The following is a 15049-nucleotide window of genomic DNA, read 5'->3' as shown; positions in this document are numbered from 1 at the left end:
ATGCCTCGCTGTCGGATTTTACATGGTGTTTGGTTATGACGGAAAATACACAACTGTACGAAAACCAGGTCCTGGAGCAGCTTAACTCAGGAACCACGGTTAGTGATTTAATGAGCACGGCAGTGAGGTTGTTAACCGAGGCGGTTGATATCCTGGTGTTACAAATTTTTCGCAAAGATGATTACGCGGTGAAGTATGCCGTGGAACCGCTGCTGGTCGGTGCCGGACCCCTGGGCGAACTGCCGGTACGTCTGAAGCTGGTTTATGCTCTGGGGGTGATTAGCCGTCAGGAATACGAAGATGCCGAGCTACTGATGGCCTTGCATGAAGCATTGCAAGACGATCCTAACGAGTACCGTTTCACTGATGATGAGATTCTCGGCCCCTTTAGCGAACTGCATTGTGTCACGGCCTTCCCTCCGTTACCGTCGTTTTCCCGAGTGCCGGGGGATGATGCGCTGGTCAGGATGCAGCAACAGCGCTACCAGCAGATAGTGCGCTCCACTATGGTGCTCTCCACTACCGAGTACCTGGTGCGCATCAGCGCCAAAAAAGCGTTCACCGACAAACTGCTGCTCAAGTAATTTTCCGTTATTTTATCCAAAAAACGTCCCTTTGAAAAAAAAAGACCCGGCCATTGGCTGGGTTGTGTCGCCTGTTTTTTTTGAGCCGGGGGAACGGACGGATAATGTTGCAGTGGCAAGACATAACGTGTTTGTAACGCTGTATCAATACGTCAATTTTATAACCTAAAGGCTATATATAACCCAAAGGTTATATATAACTATTGAGTTATTGTTCAGCGTGTTTTATCATTGCTTCACGTTTAAGGAGGAACAATGTTTGAACTGATATTTCACCCGGATGCTTACCATGAGATCCATCAGTTAGACAAATCCATGAAGGCTAAAGCGCTGTCTGCATTGGATAAATTAGAATCAAGAGGTAATGATCTGCGTTATCCGGATACTGATATCATCCAGGATGGTTTGTTCGAGTTAAGGGCCGGCAAAAAAGATATTTCGCGTACTTTTTTTGCATTTGCCCAAGGTCGGCGCATCTATATTCTAAGGACGTTCATTAAAAAAAAACCACGGACGCCGCAAGCAGAAATTGCTATTGCATTAAAGAGACTTGACGAGGTGATTGATGAAAGTTAAAGGCATTGCTTATTCAAGGTTAAAAACGGAGGCCCTGGCAGACCCTGAGGTCCATGCGCTTTATATGGCCGAAAAAAAAGAGGAAGAATTACAGGAGCTTTTGCTTGCGATGAGAACGAAAGCTGGGCTAAACAGTACCCAGGTAGCCGAAAGAATGGGGATTTCCCAGCCGGCCGTCAGCAAACTTGAGCGTAATGCGGCCCGCGCCAGTATTGCAACGCTTGAACGTTACGCTATCGCCTGTGGAACGCATTTAAACATCAGTATTTGCTAGCCGTTTGTCAGGGAATAACACCGGGTAGGCAAATGTTTTTCTGCGATGATTTTGGTTAAAAAAAGACCCGGCCATTGGCCAGGTCTTGGTAAGTCATCATACTGATCCCCTTAACTGCGAGGGGACGTTTACTCAGTGCAGACTATTTTGCTTCGGTAAAACGTTTAGCCGCTTCGTCCCAGTTGACGACGTTCCAGAAGGCTTTGATGTAGTCAGGGCGGCGATTCTGATATTTCAGGTAATAGGCGTGTTCCCAAACGTCCAGGCCCAGAATCGGGTAGCCGGAAGTGCCGGAAATGGCTTCACCCATCAGCGGGCTGTCCTGATTGGCCGTAGAGACTACCGCCAATTTGCCGTCTTTTAACACCAGCCAGGCCCAACCAGAACCGAAACGGGTGGCGGCGGCTTTTTCGAACGCTTCCTTAAATGCATCAACGGAACCCAGATCGCGCTCAATGGCTGCTTTCAGCTCGCCAGTCAGCGTGGTGCCTAGTTTCAGTCCTTTCCAAAACAGGCTGTGGTTGGCATGACCGCCGGCGTTGTTACGTAGTGCAGTTTTTTTGTCTGCCGGTACCTGATCCAGTTTTTTGATCAGTTCATCCACTGGCAAATTAGCAAATTCCGTTAGGCCTTCAAGTGCGGCGTTGGCATTGTTGACATAGGCTTGATGGTGCTTGGTGTGATGGATTTCCATCGTTTGTTTGTCGAAATGGGGTTCCAGGGCATCATAAGCGTAAGGCAAAGAAGGCAGAGTGTAACTCATAATCATCATCTCCATTTAGGTGGGCGGCGCTATACCCGTCATACTTCAAGCTGCAGGTGTGTTGGCAATACGTGGCCCTTCCTTGGTCCTCACTCACCCCAGTCACTGAGTTAAGTCAGCGTCTGGGATTCGCTGTGTCGCCGATTTCCTGCAATTTGAAGGCTATTGGGTACCTAAGCGATGTTAGCGCCACGTAAGCAATACGATCATTATAGTTAATTAAACGTTTATGAAAACGTTTATCAGTTCCTTTTAAGCAACATATTTACGTTTGGCTATCCACAATCCGTTCCGGATGGGTATAAACAGTGGCGCGGCCTGGTTTGCTAAACCCTACCAAGGTCAAGCGGCAACGCGCTGCCACCTCAACCGCCAAGGCGGTAGCCGCCGACACGGCAAATAGGATTTCCACGCCACACATGGCGGATTTTTGCACCATTTCATAGCTGGCTCGGCTGGACACTAATGCCGCTCCGGCCATGACACCGGCACGTGCGCGATAGCCAAGCAGTTTATCCAATGCCACATGGCGTCCCACATCCTCGCAGCCCAGGGTCAATTCACCCTGGGGGGAGATCCAGGCGGCAGCGTGAGTACAACCGGTCAATCTGCCGATAGGCTGCACACTTTTTAACTGCGACAACGCAGAGTCCAGATATTCAAGCGACCAGGTTTGGGTAAATGGCAGCGGCGCGATGGGTTTGCCTATTTCCTCCAACTGCTCCACGCCGCAAACGCCACAACCGGTGCGCCCGGCCATGGCGCGTTTGTGCTCCTTTAACGCCATAAAGCGACGGCTGGAGAGCTCAATATGCACCTCCAGGCCATTGCACGCCGGCACCACGTCCATACCGTAGATTTCTCGTGGCGACACAATTATCCCCTCCGACAGAGAGAAACCCAGTGCGAACTGCTCCAACTCTTTGGGCGAGGCCATCATCACCACATGGGAAATGCCGTTATAGACCAACGCAACCGGTACTTCATCGGCCACCCAATCTTGCTCCTCACGGCCTAGCTGTCCACGTTGGTGTACCGCAAGCTGTGATACACCAACCAGCGCGGTCGGGTCGGTATCCAGGGGGAGAAAAGGTTTGTTCACGTGGTTTTCTCGCTATTGAGGGGCTTAGTCCAATGCCATCTAGTCTACTCCATGGCGCGCATGAGCAAAATGCCTATAGGTTTCGCCGCGGCGCGTAAAATGCGACTATGCTAAAAGCACGTCTGGCTATGGATATAAGGATACGTCGATCATGCGTTTCATGAATATGATAGTGGCAATGGCCTTGGCATGCCTGGTGGTGGGCGGGGCAATACTGAGCGTCACCACCGTATCCGCCGCCCCGGTTGTGACATCCTCGAACGGAACTGGCGTCGCGCTGCTTGATGGTAACCTCACACTAACGTTGCCAGCGGATTTTATAGACCAAACGCCAGCGAATAAAACCGCCCGGGATATCGGTGTGGCGGTGCAGCTATTTACCCATCCCGGGCAATCGCAAGTGGTTGGGATCAGTACCGTGCCTACCTTGAAAGGTCATGCTAACGACACCAGTGAGCGGGCGTTCAACAAAATGGCACAAGGTGCCTTATCCGGCTTGAAAACCCAGTTTACGTCAGTCAAAAAAACCGCACAGAGTACGGTGATAGCCGGCGGTCATAAAATTCTGCGCATGGATTGCGAACAGGTGATGAAGGGTAACGCCATTATCGGTACATTATTGATTACGCCCTACCGCGATAATGTCATTACGGTGCAAGTCCTTTCACCCGCCGCGACGCGTGCTGAGCATGATGCCCTGGTGAAAACGATACTCGATACTCTGGTCTTCCAATAAACCGGGGACATGGCTGGTAAGTTGTTGACCTTGAACGGTGGATGACAGCAAACCGAGGTGAACCGATGAAATTGTTAGGCAGTTATACCAGCCCTTATGTGCGTAAAATATCAGTGATATTGCTAGAGAAGGGTATTGCTTTTGACTTGGTTAACGCCAGCCCATGGGCTGATGATGTCCATGTGGTGGCGGTCAATCCGTTAGGTAAGGTGCCGGTATTGATCACTTCCCAGGGTGAAAATTATTTCGATTCACCGATTATTGCCCACTATCTGGAATTGGCTTACCCGCAGCTGGCACTCCTGCCGGTGGAGCCTTTCGAGGCGCTGCGGGTCCGGCAGATTGAAGCCCTGGCGGATGGCGTGACGGACGCGGCGATGGCCATTGTGCGCGAGTGCCAGCGCAGTCCCGAGGGGCAAAATGCGCAGGTCCTGCTACGCCAACGGGAAAAAATCCGTCGCGGCCTGGATGCGCTTGAACGATACGCCGGCGAAGGGTTCTGGTTAAATACGCCTGCGTTGAGTCTGGCTGATATTGCGGTGGCCTGCGCGGTGGGCGTCATTAATTATCGGCGCATCATGCCCAATTGGTGCGTGGATCGACCGGTATTGGTCGCACTGGTAGAACGCCTATTTGCTCGTGAGAGTTTTGCCCGCACCACACCACCGGTCTCGGCGGTATTGTATGGCGATGAGATGTAACTTGAACGTTACTGGCAATAAAGTGTGAAGCTTATCTAATAGTTCAAATTCCTTTCCCGCAGGCCTGTTCTGGGCCTGCCGCTGGGGCTAATGTTAATGGCATGTGACCAAACCGGACAACGGCTGTATGAGGCCTTGGCTCGTTGTAACTGTGCTGTCGCTCGGTTTTGTTCCCTGTCGTTCTATGCAGCTCGCTGTTTTCGCTGGCAGGATCACTATGCAACGGCACAGCACCGGTAACAGTACAAGCGTCAAGGAGAAACCATGATCCACAATCCGTCCCAAAACCGGCTGATACCCGGTGAGTATGGTTACCCACTCGAACTTAAACCGCGTTATAACAATTTTATCGGCGGGGAATGGGTCGCGCCGGTAAAAGGCGAATATTTCGTTAACCTTACGCCGGTAACCGGCCAACCGATGTGCGAAATCGCCAGCTCCAGTAGTGGAGATGTCGATCTGGCGCTGGATGCCGCCCATAAAGCAAAGGCGCAGTGGGCAGCCATGTCGGTACAAACCCGTTCGACGTTGCTGCTGCGTGTTGCCGATCGCATGGAGCAAAATCTTGAGCTGCTGGCCGCAGTGGAAACCTGGGATAACGGCAAACCCATCCGCGAAACCAGCGGCGCCGATGTTCCTTTGGCCATTGACCATTTCCGCTATTTCGCTTCCTGCATGCGGGCACAGGAAGGGGGCATCAGTGAAATCGACGCTGACACCGTGGCTTATCATTTCCATGAGCCGTTGGGCGTGGTGGCACAGATTATTCCGTGGAATTTCCCGCTGTTGATGGCCTGCTGGAAAATGGCACCGGCCCTGGCTGCGGGTAACTGTATTGTATTGAAACCTGCCAAACTCACGCCTTTGTCGATTTTGGTGTTAATGGAACTGATACAAGATCTGCTGCCGCCCGGCGTGATTAACGTGGTAAACGGCGCCGGGGGTGAAATCGGCGAATATTTGGCGACGTCCAAACGGGTGGCAAAAGTGGCCTTTACCGGCTCGACGGAAGTCGGCAGGCAAATTATGGGATACGCCACGCAAAACCTGATTCCGGTCACGTTGGAACTGGGCGGTAAATCACCCAATATCTTTTTTGCCGACGTAATGGAAAAAGAAGACGCTTTTTTTGATAAGGCGTTGGAAGGTTTTGCCCTGTTTGCGTTTAACCAAGGTGAAGTCTGCACCTGCCCGAGCCGGGCGCTGGTGCAGGAATCGATTTATGAACGGTTTATGGAACGGGCGATTAAGCGGGTTGAGGCTATCCGCAGCGGTAATCCCCTCGATGCCCGCACCCAGCTTGGCGCACAGGTTTCCGCGGGCCAAATGGATACCATCCTTAATTATATCGATATCGGTAAAAAAGAGGGGGCAGAGGTCTTAACCGGCGGCCGGCGCAAGCTATTGGAAGGGCAACTGTCTGAAGGTTATTACCTTGAACCGACCATTCTGTTGGGTAAGAACAATATGCGGGTATTCCAGGAGGAAATCTTTGGACCGGTGTTGTCGGTTACCACCTTTAAGGACATGGACGACGCGTTGGCCTTGGCAAACGATACGGACTACGGGCTGGGTGCCGGCGTATGGAGCCGCGACGGCAATGTAGCCTACAAAATGGGTCGGGGCATCCAGGCTGGGCGCGTCTGGACCAACTGTTACCATGCTTATCCCGCCCACGCTGCTTTTGGCGGTTATAAACAATCCGGAATCGGCCGCGAAACCCATAAAATGATGCTGGAACATTACCAACAGACGAAATGTCTGCTGGTAAGTTACTCCGACCAGCCACTGGGGCTGTTTTAACCGGGCGTTTAAGGCCAATACACCCGACACGTGAAAGATAACGGGTATCAGCGCCGGCTGTTTAATCAGCCGGCTTTCTTTTGATATGTGATTAACGGCTGCTGTCGGTAATTGGGTCGCGAACGATAAAGATATAGGACAGAGCACCTAACAAGGTGACACAAGAGCAAATCGTCAGTGCCAAATTAAACGAATGGGTGGTATCGACGATCCAACCGGTTACCACCGGAGCAAAGGAGGCAAAAACAAAACTGGCGAAATTTTGGATGCTGCCCACCGATGCCGTCATGCGGGAAGTGACCCCCACGTGGATTAAGCCCCAGCAGGAGGTACCAGCGAAATGGATGCAGAATAACGCCATGCCGATCAATACCACTGCACTGCCGGTAGTATCTGCCCGCGCCACGACGGAAGTGAACGCGGCGGATAACAACATGCCGGCGACAATACAAAGCTTACGGCTTTTTAGCGGCGCCATACCACGTCGCACCAGATAATCGGTAACGAAGCCGTTTGACAGCATGCCTGCTGCGCCAAACAAAAAGGGGATAGACGAAAACAGACCGGTATTCGTCAGGTTGAGATGATAGGTACTTTGCAGGTAGCCGGGCAACCAAGCGAGGTAGAGCCACGCAGTATAGTTAATCCCGCTGAATCCTAGCATCATGCCCCACATGGTGCGGTTCTTAAACAAACCACGCCATTCGCGAAAGCTCATAGGCTCTGCACGGGCGCTGACGCTGCCGGCACTCAGGTAGATCTGCTCCTCTTGGCTCAGTGAAAAACTGGTTTTATTGCGATACAAAACATACCAGCCGATGGATAAGACAATGCCCATTAATCCGATGGTGATAAACATCCCGCGCCAGCCGATGGTTAACATCATCATGGCTAAAATGGGTGGGCTGATCGCCAAGCCAATGGTTGATGCGGCGTTAAAAATACCCATGGGTAAGCCGCGATCTTTGATATTAAACCAGTCGTTAATCACTTTTACGCCGCAGGGATTCATCGGCGCCTCGCCAATGCCAAGCCCGATGCGTACCAGAATAAATTGGCTAAACGTGTGGATCAGACCGGCGCTAGCCTGAAACACTGACCAGATAAACATGCCAAGCCCCAACATGATGCGTGGGCCTTTGCGATCGAGTAGCGGGCCGCAAGGTAATTGAGCCAGGCCATACGCTAGGGAAAATGCCGAAAGCAGCATGCCTATTTCGGTGGCATTTAATCCCAAATCCTGGCGGATGGTTAGGTTAGCCACCGACAATGAACTACGATCAAGAAAATTAATTACCGCGGCCATAAATAATAAAAACATTGCAGTGGTCTGAATATTTTTTATTCTTGCCGAACGTAAAGGAATACCACCAGCGGGTATGGCGATAATAGGGGCGGTTGGTTTTTCCCGATCCACTCCGGGGTTAAACGCGATGTTACTTTTTTCCATTTGCTACTCCTGGGTATCGCATCGTTATAACGTCGTTATTAGATAACCGGTCACATGGATAAAACTTACCTATCTCGCAGTTTGATGTAAGTCGTTCAGTGCGGCGGGAATATCAGATATAGCCAGACGATAATGGGGCCGGCGAAATACATTCTGGGCGCCGGCCCCAGCCATGCGTAAAATCACTGGCTGACGACGAGGTTAAAACGGAGCAATCCAAACCGGCAGAGATTTGTCATAGAATCGTGCTATAGCCAATGGTTTGCTGTACTTAATCGGGTTTAAATGGTTTTTTATATCGGTTTTTTATCGATAAAAATGTAATTTGGGCCGTTACGGTTCCACCATTTATTCACTGTACTGGTTTATTGACCGGATCATGGATTGCTTGGCAGTATCCAAATGGTGGCGCAGCTCCCGGGTGGCATTTAAATCGTTACGGCAAATTAGGGCACTGAGTATAGCCAGATGCTCTTCGATAGCCACCAGGTTACGATGTTTAAGATCGCTTTCATCCCATTGATAATGAAAATGAAAAATCACTGATATGACTTCCAGTGACTGATCGAAAAATGGGTTGTTGGCTGCTGAAAGCAGTAGCGCATGAAAGTCTCGATCGAGCTGGGAAAACATACGGTAGTTACCGGCAATGGTATCGCGCAAATGTCGATGGCGGTCGAGCAGTTCTTTTATTTTCATCCAACGCCCGTCGTCGCGAGGCAGATTTAAAAAGCGATTTAGCGCATGTGTTTCCAGCATTTCCCGCAATTCAAATAGCTTCTCGGCATAGTCCTGGTCAAATTTTTTCATCCTCCACTGGCCACGTCGAATATTTTCAATCAGATTATAGCGACAAAACCGCAGTAGGAACTCGCGCACCACCACTGGGCTCACGTTGGCCGATCGGGCCAGTTGTAGTTCGGAGAAAGTGTCCCCCGCCCTGAGCTGACGCTGATTTATCATATGATAAAACGCCGCCTCAAATATGGCGTTCTGTTCATCCTGTGGCCTGCTGATGCAATCAAATCCATCATCAAGCAATGGCGTGCGGACAACGCTGTAATAATCACCCACTTTTTCCAATACCCCGCGCCGATGTAAATGATTAAGGGTATGACGCACGGTGGTTCGGCTTATGTTATACATTTCCGCCAACGCTGCCTGTGATGGCAACGGTGAGCTTATATGTCCACGGGCAATGCTGTCGATCACTTGATTGATTACATTCTGACGAAGATTCTGTGTTCTGCTCATTGGCCCTCCGGGTTTTTATTTATTAAAACCCAATTTAAATCTGAATTGTCGGGCCTTTATCACAAATAGAATACGCGAACCCGTCAAGATAAAGGATTTTAGAGAATAACGGCTCCCTACATTACAAAAGGAGTAAGTTATGACCACCATGATGACCTTGGTTTGCGAAGAACCGACGAAACTTGTCTATCGGCAGCGTATTCAACCGATTCCGGCGGCTAATGAAGCGCTGATTAAAATCAAATGTGTTGGGATTTGCGGTACCGACATCCATGCCTGGTCCGGTAATCAACCCTTTTTCAGCTATCCGAGAATTTTAGGGCACGAAATATGTGGTGAAATTGTAGGCGTCGGCAATAAAGTTTTTCATTTGCATGCCGGACAACGAGTGGCGGTTATTCCCTATGTTGCTTGTCAGCGTTGTAATGCTTGCCGGAGCGGCCGGACTAATTGCTGCGAAAAAATTTCGGTCATTGGTGTGCATCAAGACGGCGGTTTTTGCCAATATTTATCCGTACCCGTGGACAACTTGCTGGTGGTTGACGATGTTGACCCGGTAGCCGCTGCCCTGATCGAACCCTTTGCCATCAGCGCCCATGCGGTGCGCCGTGCAGACATCAAGGCCAAGGATCATCTACTGGTGGTCGGTGCGGGGCCGATTGGCTTGGGCGCGGCGGCGATTGGGGTAGCAGACGGTGCTCGGGTGGTGATGGCAGACACCAGCGCGCAACGCCGGGCGCACGTTGAGCGGGAACTGGGCATTGTAGCGTTAGACCCGTCAGATGACGATTTTGAGACGCAACTACGTAAACAATTTTCTGGCATGCTGGCCGCCAAGGTAATCGATGCGACCGGCAACGCGCGGGCGATGAATAATACGGTTAATTTAATCCGTCATGGTGGCAGTATTGTTTTTGTCGGCTTGTTTAAAGGGGATGTACAGTTTTCGGATACTGAATTCCATAAAAAAGAGACCACCCTGATGGGGAGTCGCAATGCCACCCCAGAGGATTTTACCAAGGTAGGACGTTTAATGGCTCAGGGGAAAATAGCGGCGAAAATGATGCTGACCCACCGGTTTACCTTTGACCAACTGGCACAGGTGTATGAACGGGATGTTATCAATAATCGCGATCTCATTAAGGGTGTTATTGAATTCTGACCTCTCGCCATGGGGTGCGTGCGTCGCCATGATGGGGACAGCGGGGTCCCTATCGCCCATTGCATAACGCAACGTGGTCAATGTGCAACCATCCTTACGCAACCCTAAGGATCCTAATTAACACATTTCGATAATTCATTCTCTCTTTGTCTCCCGCTTTTCGCTTAGATGGCCTACTTTTAAGATACAGAGGAGAAAGCCTAGGATTGCCATCGGGGAATGGGATGACGCACGAGAATCTGGATATAAGAATACATTGGATTGATAACCTGCGCGGCCTGGCCTGCATGATGGTGATAATGATTCACACCACTACCTTTTATGTTACCCACGGCTTGGCGGTGGGCGAATATAACTGGTTGTTGGCCAACGTGTTGAATTCAGCCTCCAGGGTCGCTGTGCCGCTGTTTTTTATGATTTCGGGTTTTTTGTTTTTTGGCGACCGGCCGGCGAGTAAAAGACATTTACTGCGTGTGGGGCTTTGTCTGCTGTTTTACAGCTTGGTGGCGTTGTTATATATGGCATTATTAACGCCGATGAGTGCAACGAGCGCATTAGATAGCGTATTGCAGAAACCGGTCTTCTACCACCTCTGGTTTTTTTATGCGGTAATAGTCATTTATTTCCTGTCACCCTTAATACAGATCAGGGCCGTATCTGCTGGTTATATCGCGGTTACCATTTTACTGCTGGCGGTGCTTGCCAATCCCAATACGGTGACGCTTCATTGGGGAAATGTCATGCTATTGCCAATAAACCTATTTATTGGTGGTGATACTTTCTATTATGTTCTTTATGCAGCTTTCGGCCGCGCCATTGGTCTGCTCACTTTCCAGGGGCGAAAAATCCCGGTCATTGCCGCGGCGGTTTTTATTATTAGCGTGGCGTTAGTCGCGATAGGGACAAAAAAACAGCTGATAATCAATGGTGATTTTGCTGATACCTATTATCTTTATTGTGGGCCGCTGGTCTTTGTCGGTGCAGTGGCATTGTTTGTGTTTTTCAAACAGGCCTGTTGCCATCGTTCATATCCCTGTTTGCGTCTGATTTCCCGCTATTCACTGGCAATTTATGGTTTCCACGCTTTTATCATCCATTTCATTCGTACCCATGATCTAGATGAAAAAGCGTATCCGGCCATGGATATTCTGTACATTTTTGTGGTGACGCTGGCACTTAGCCTACTGTTGGCTATGGGACTGCGCAAAATCGACCACCGTCGGTGGGTAAGCTGATAGCCATGGCGGTGTTGCTATCCCGCCTGGGTTTGTTTGCGCTGTTGCGCTCGGCGTAACTGGCGACTGGAGGAAAACCCGGCGGCCAGGGCGGATTTCTCGATGCCCAATCCCTGTTGCAGGCGTTGTTGTGCCACCGCCAAGCGCAGTTGTTCATGGTATTCCCTGACACTTATTCCTAAATGCTCACGGAACAAGCGGGTAAGGTGGCGGCTGCTCATAAACACCTGGCTGGCCAGTTGCGCTAAATGCCACTCTGCTTCCGGTTCTCGGGATAATATATCCTGCGCACGGTGTACCGCCGGGTGCAGGTGATTACGATGGCATAACCAGGGCGAAAGCTGGGCATCGTCGCCGCCGCGCCGGAAATAGACCACCATTTCCCTGGCAACCGACATGGCCTGTTGGGCCCCCACCCACTGGCCGACTAAATACAGCGCCAAATCGATACCGGCGGTAATTCCGGCGCTGGTGTAGATCCCCCGATCTTCGACAAAGATCCGGTTTTCTTTCACCTGCGCGGCGGGAGCTTGTTCACGCAAGCGCGCCAGCACATCGTGATGTGAGGTGCAGCGATAGCCGTCCAACAATCCGGCCCGTGCGGCCAGTAGCGCGCCAGAACACACGCACACCAACATCCATGTCTGGTCATGAATGGCCTGACGATGCCGGGATAACCACGCCTGCGCTGCCAGCGCCGGTGCCAGGTCGAATTGGTGTCTGGAATCAATGACACCCGGGATGACCACGATACTCCCCGGCGGCAGTTCTTCGGGTAACGGCCCGATCTGGCTGATGGTCATGCCGGTTGAGGTGGGCACTTCCTCTTGCGGGCCGCAATAATGAAGTCTGAAGGCGCCTGACAGAGCCAGCACCTCAGCTGGACCTGTCAGATCAAGCGACATAACATAGGGCAAAACCAAAAAATAGACGTCGCGCATCGCGCTTACTCCTGAAATATATCACCTCACCCGGTGCCAGCTAAGCAAGACATCTTGCGCTATCCATCACGAGGCGCTGGCGCTAAACAATCTTTGGCGTTATGCGCATTTAACCGCTCACGGCGCTGTGGGTTATCTCGGCAAGACACTGCTCGACGGTGCGGATAGCGGCAAACCTGTCGATCAGGACGGTTTCGGTATGGTGCTTAAGATCGGCTGCGCTGAGCGTACGCCCGGCATGAGTCATGGCAAAGGTGAGTGTCGCGGCGGTCACAAACGTCACCCGGTAGCCCAGATCGCTGGCGACCCTGGCGGTGGTTTCGCAACATTGTTCGGTGCGTATGCCGGCGATAATCAGATGGTTAATTTCCCTGGCGTGGAGCCATTCGTGCAGTCCGGACTCAGTGAGGGCATTATGCACATGCTTAATGAAGGTCACCTGCGGAGTATGGGTCAGAAACGGCATACGTTTCACCAAGCCCGATTGAAGCCCAAACACCCCCTCATCACCATTGTCATGCAATATATCCACCAGTGCGACGTCCTGGCGCTGGCATCCTTCAATCAATGCAGTCAGCGCCTGTTCAAATGCCGGCATATCGGATGACGACCAAAAAGGACGGTGCAGAAATGACAGTTGGACATCAATGATTAATAACGCGCTATGTGCCATTTTAGGACTCCATGAGTAAAGAATGACCCTATCATGACAAAGGCATAGGTTAATTAACAGGACATATCAGGACATCATATAGGGATTTCGGGACCAGTGTAAAGTCGATGATGTTTCCCGCATCCAGGGCGGTTAAAGCGGGTAAGTCCATTACCCGTTATGTTGACGTAAGGGGGTTAGTCTTCGGTCCATGCCCCTAGGACATAACCGTCCAGATCCTTGAAATGCAGCCGTTGTCCTCCCGGAAACGCGAAGATAGGTTTAACAATTTCCGCCCCGGCGGCTTCGAGCTTTTTCTGCAGTTCGGATAAATCACTGCTATAGAAGATAACCAAGGGCCCGCCAGCAGGCGTTATCGCCTCGGTGGACGAAAAGCCTCCGGTGATGCGCCCGTCGTAAAACTCCGTATAGGTGGGGCCATAATCCGTAAATGCCCACTCAAACACGTCGCCATAGAATTTTTTTGCCCGATCAATATCGCGGACGTTAAATTCTACGTAATCTACTTGGCCATTTGCGCCGATCTCTTGCATAAAGGTCTCCTTCGTTAAGCAAAATCCGCCATAATCGTCTCTCCCCAAGTTGCTGGGAGCAACCACATTGGCCTGACTAAGTATGGCTCAGTCGGTGGTGTTTGTTTGATTGAATTTTAAACAACTGACTCGGTACCACGTGGCTTAACGCCTTAACCGATGCCGACCTCGTCGTAGCAGATCATTAAATGATGTATCAATGGCAAAAAATAAATATCATCATGATGATGGTATACTCAATAGTTCATGGTTATTATGTAGAGATGCCAATGCCATCATGAAATCCATTCATACTTTATACAACAATAATAGAGTAAATAACTCTTTGAATGGTTTACCACAGTAATATAAAGTATCGTGCTAACGAATGATTAATTGTTTATGTTTTTATTATATATACCCTATTAATGGTAAATAATTATTATAAACACGGAAGTGTTTTGTGCCTGCTTCTCATCCCTATTTGAATTCCGTAGGAATTGATAATTATTATATACAATCAGAAGTTCATAAACAGACTGAACCAACACACCATAGCCACCCAAAAAAATAATAAGTCAGTAAAATACATTCAACAGGCATCCAACAACCCAGTGAACTATGCTCAACAGAACATTGATAATTCAATGTATTACATTACAAGGTCAATGGGGAACCCAAAACAGGGTGTTCAGCAAGAACAGTATAATATCACCAAGGGTATACCACAGAATGCCGGGTCGACATTATCGGTCTCATGGCCAATGGTCAATTTTTTCTGTTGGAGGCGTTAGTGGTTTTTTTTAAAGAAAAATATCAGGTTTTTTTAATAAGAATATGATAGAAATGCCTTTTTTACATGCTTATATTGAAATAGTCTTTGGTCGTGGGGCACCACAACAAGAAACCTATCATAAAAAGTTAAAATATCCATTCCGACACCATATCAGATCAACCGGTTATGATATTTTTAGTTTTTGTAAAAAAATAGAGAATACCAAAGGCAGTGTTTCGCTTCTTGATGTTTTTAATGAATGACAACCACCAAAAACCAAAGCCTGAATTGAACCGCCCACTATCCCTGGCCGCAGGCACCAGCACCACGACCTCTTTTCCCCGGTTTAGCTTAGGCCTGGATTGACTGCCCAACTGAACCAGAGATCAGCTGGTGGACAGGCTTCATCATCGTTAATCTTAACAATGGTGAGAGTGATTTACAGACCCCCCCAAGAGAGCATAAGCTAACCGTCGAAATCAAAAAAAAGACATTTTTCGTGTGTTGT

Annotated in this window: 16 protein-coding genes; 9 read left to right on the top strand and 7 right to left on the bottom strand. The window is 49.9% G+C overall.

Features of this window, described 5'->3' with window-relative positions; all coding sequences use genetic code 11:
* Positions 1-35 precede the first annotated feature (35 nt).
* From SJI19_RS05230 to SJI19_RS05220, 3 genes are all read left to right on the top strand, one after another.
* Positions 36-584: an MltR family transcriptional regulator gene (locus SJI19_RS05230; RefSeq protein WP_323477213.1), complete on the top strand. Its 549-nt coding sequence runs from the start codon at positions 36-38 to the stop codon at positions 582-584.
* 255 nt (positions 585-839) lie between these two features.
* The gene (locus tag SJI19_RS05225) at positions 840-1160 is read left to right on the top strand and encodes a type II toxin-antitoxin system RelE/ParE family toxin (protein ID WP_323477212.1); all 321 of its coding nucleotides are present in this window, start codon (positions 840-842) and stop codon (positions 1158-1160) included.
* The gene (locus SJI19_RS05220) at positions 1150-1434 is read left to right on the top strand and encodes a helix-turn-helix transcriptional regulator (RefSeq protein ID WP_323477211.1); all 285 of its coding nucleotides are present in this window, start codon (positions 1150-1152) and stop codon (positions 1432-1434) included. Before SJI19_RS05225 ends, SJI19_RS05220 begins: the two co-directional genes overlap by 11 nt.
* Before the next feature lie 142 nt (positions 1435-1576).
* Here the strand turns inward: SJI19_RS05220 and sodA are convergent, their stop codons facing one another.
* Both sodA and fdhD read right to left on the bottom strand, forming a co-directional pair.
* Positions 1577-2197 (bottom strand): superoxide dismutase [Mn], encoded by a 621-nt coding sequence (gene sodA, locus SJI19_RS05215; RefSeq protein ID WP_323477210.1) that lies wholly within the window; start codon positions 2195-2197, stop codon positions 1577-1579.
* Between the two features lie 265 nt (positions 2198-2462).
* Complete coding sequence (gene fdhD, locus SJI19_RS05210) at positions 2463-3299, bottom strand: formate dehydrogenase accessory sulfurtransferase FdhD (RefSeq protein ID WP_416347504.1); 837 nt, start codon at positions 3297-3299, stop codon at positions 2463-2465.
* Positions 3300-3450: 151 nt separating this feature from the next.
* Here fdhD and SJI19_RS05205 point away from each other — a divergent pair, with 151 nt between their 5' ends.
* The 3 genes from SJI19_RS05205 (at position 3451) to SJI19_RS05195 (ending at position 6539) form a co-directional block, all read left to right on the top strand.
* Positions 3451-4035 carry a hypothetical protein gene (locus tag SJI19_RS05205; RefSeq protein ID WP_323477209.1) on the top strand — a complete coding sequence of 195 codons (585 nt, stop codon included), beginning with the start codon at positions 3451-3453 and terminating at the stop codon, positions 4033-4035.
* Positions 4036-4100: 65 nt separating this feature from the next.
* On the top strand, positions 4101-4736 hold the full coding sequence (locus SJI19_RS05200) for a glutathione S-transferase (protein ID WP_323477208.1): 636 nt from the start codon (positions 4101-4103) through the stop codon (positions 4734-4736).
* Positions 4737-5000: 264 nt separating this feature from the next.
* Positions 5001-6539 carry an aldehyde dehydrogenase family protein gene (locus tag SJI19_RS05195; RefSeq protein WP_323477207.1) on the top strand — a complete coding sequence of 513 codons (1539 nt, stop codon included), beginning with the start codon at positions 5001-5003 and terminating at the stop codon, positions 6537-6539.
* A gap of 91 nt (positions 6540-6630) precedes the next feature.
* On the opposite strand, the gene SJI19_RS05190 is transcribed toward SJI19_RS05195, so the two are convergent.
* Both SJI19_RS05190 and SJI19_RS05185 read right to left on the bottom strand, forming a co-directional pair.
* Positions 6631-7860 carry an MFS transporter gene (locus tag SJI19_RS05190; protein ID WP_416347510.1) on the bottom strand — a complete coding sequence of 410 codons (1230 nt, stop codon included), beginning with the start codon at positions 7858-7860 and terminating at the stop codon, positions 6631-6633.
* Between the two features lie 477 nt (positions 7861-8337).
* On the bottom strand, positions 8338-9243 hold the full coding sequence (locus tag SJI19_RS05185) for a GntR family transcriptional regulator (protein ID WP_323477205.1): 906 nt from the start codon (positions 9241-9243) through the stop codon (positions 8338-8340).
* A 139-nt stretch (positions 9244-9382) separates the two neighbouring features.
* Between SJI19_RS05185 and SJI19_RS05180 the strand changes: the two genes are divergently transcribed.
* Both SJI19_RS05180 and SJI19_RS05175 read left to right on the top strand, forming a co-directional pair.
* Positions 9383-10405, top strand: a complete 1023-nt coding sequence (locus SJI19_RS05180; RefSeq protein WP_323477204.1) for a zinc-binding alcohol dehydrogenase family protein — start codon at positions 9383-9385, stop codon at positions 10403-10405.
* Between the two features lie 239 nt (positions 10406-10644).
* A complete protein-coding gene (locus tag SJI19_RS05175) occupies positions 10645-11640 on the top strand; it encodes an acyltransferase (protein WP_323477317.1) in 996 nt (331 codons plus the stop codon).
* A 17-nt stretch (positions 11641-11657) separates the two neighbouring features.
* Here SJI19_RS05175 and SJI19_RS05170 read toward each other — a convergent pair whose 3' ends face one another.
* From SJI19_RS05170 to SJI19_RS05160, 3 genes are all read right to left on the bottom strand, one after another.
* Positions 11658-12581 carry a GlxA family transcriptional regulator gene (locus SJI19_RS05170; RefSeq protein WP_323477203.1) on the bottom strand — a complete coding sequence of 308 codons (924 nt, stop codon included), beginning with the start codon at positions 12579-12581 and terminating at the stop codon, positions 11658-11660.
* A gap of 109 nt (positions 12582-12690) precedes the next feature.
* Entirely contained in the window at positions 12691-13254 is a 564-nt protein-coding gene (locus SJI19_RS05165; protein WP_323477202.1) for an isochorismatase family protein, read from the bottom strand.
* 176 nt (positions 13255-13430) lie between these two features.
* The gene (locus tag SJI19_RS05160; RefSeq protein ID WP_323477201.1) at positions 13431-13787 is read right to left on the bottom strand and encodes a VOC family protein; all 357 of its coding nucleotides are present in this window, start codon (positions 13785-13787) and stop codon (positions 13431-13433) included.
* 816 nt (positions 13788-14603) lie between these two features.
* Here SJI19_RS05160 and SJI19_RS05155 point away from each other — a divergent pair.
* Positions 14604-14804 (top strand): hypothetical protein, encoded by a 201-nt coding sequence (locus SJI19_RS05155; RefSeq protein WP_323477200.1) that lies wholly within the window; start codon positions 14604-14606, stop codon positions 14802-14804.
* The last annotated feature ends 245 nt before the right edge of the window (positions 14805-15049 follow it).

The sequence above is a fragment of the Acerihabitans sp. TG2 genome (assembly GCF_035013185.1).
Taxonomy (GTDB): domain Bacteria; phylum Pseudomonadota; class Gammaproteobacteria; order Enterobacterales; family Enterobacteriaceae; genus Acerihabitans.
This window is presented reverse-complemented; position numbering and strand designations above follow the sequence as displayed.

Bases quoted from the DNA above. Each gene is read 5' to 3' on its own strand.
- SJI19_RS05155 (WP_323477200.1), top strand. From the start codon at position 14,604: ATGATAGAAATGCCTTTTTTACATGCTTATATTGAAATAGTCTTTGGT.
- sodA (WP_323477210.1), bottom strand. From the start codon at position 2,197: ATGAGTTACACTCTGCCTTCTTTGCCTTACGCTTATGATGCCCTGGAA.
- SJI19_RS05220 (WP_323477211.1), top strand. From the start codon at position 1,150: ATGAAAGTTAAAGGCATTGCTTATTCAAGGTTAAAAACGGAGGCCCTG.
- SJI19_RS05225 (WP_323477212.1), top strand. From the start codon at position 840: ATGTTTGAACTGATATTTCACCCGGATGCTTACCATGAGATCCATCAG.
- SJI19_RS05230 (WP_323477213.1), top strand. From the start codon at position 36: ATGACGGAAAATACACAACTGTACGAAAACCAGGTCCTGGAGCAGCTT.
- SJI19_RS05195 (WP_323477207.1), top strand. From the start codon at position 5,001: ATGATCCACAATCCGTCCCAAAACCGGCTGATACCCGGTGAGTATGGT.
- SJI19_RS05190 (WP_416347510.1), bottom strand. From the start codon at position 7,860: ATGTTTTTATTATTTATGGCCGCGGTAATTAATTTTCTTGATCGTAGT.
- SJI19_RS05170 (WP_323477203.1), bottom strand. From the start codon at position 12,581: ATGCGCGACGTCTATTTTTTGGTTTTGCCCTATGTTATGTCGCTTGAT.
- SJI19_RS05160 (WP_323477201.1), bottom strand. From the start codon at position 13,787: ATGCAAGAGATCGGCGCAAATGGCCAAGTAGATTACGTAGAATTTAAC.
- SJI19_RS05165 (WP_323477202.1), bottom strand. From the start codon at position 13,254: ATGGCACATAGCGCGTTATTAATCATTGATGTCCAACTGTCATTTCTG.
- SJI19_RS05180 (WP_323477204.1), top strand. From the start codon at position 9,383: ATGACCACCATGATGACCTTGGTTTGCGAAGAACCGACGAAACTTGTC.
- SJI19_RS05205 (WP_323477209.1), top strand. From the start codon at position 3,451: ATGCGTTTCATGAATATGATAGTGGCAATGGCCTTGGCATGCCTGGTG.
- SJI19_RS05185 (WP_323477205.1), bottom strand. From the start codon at position 9,243: ATGAGCAGAACACAGAATCTTCGTCAGAATGTAATCAATCAAGTGATC.
- SJI19_RS05200 (WP_323477208.1), top strand. From the start codon at position 4,101: ATGAAATTGTTAGGCAGTTATACCAGCCCTTATGTGCGTAAAATATCA.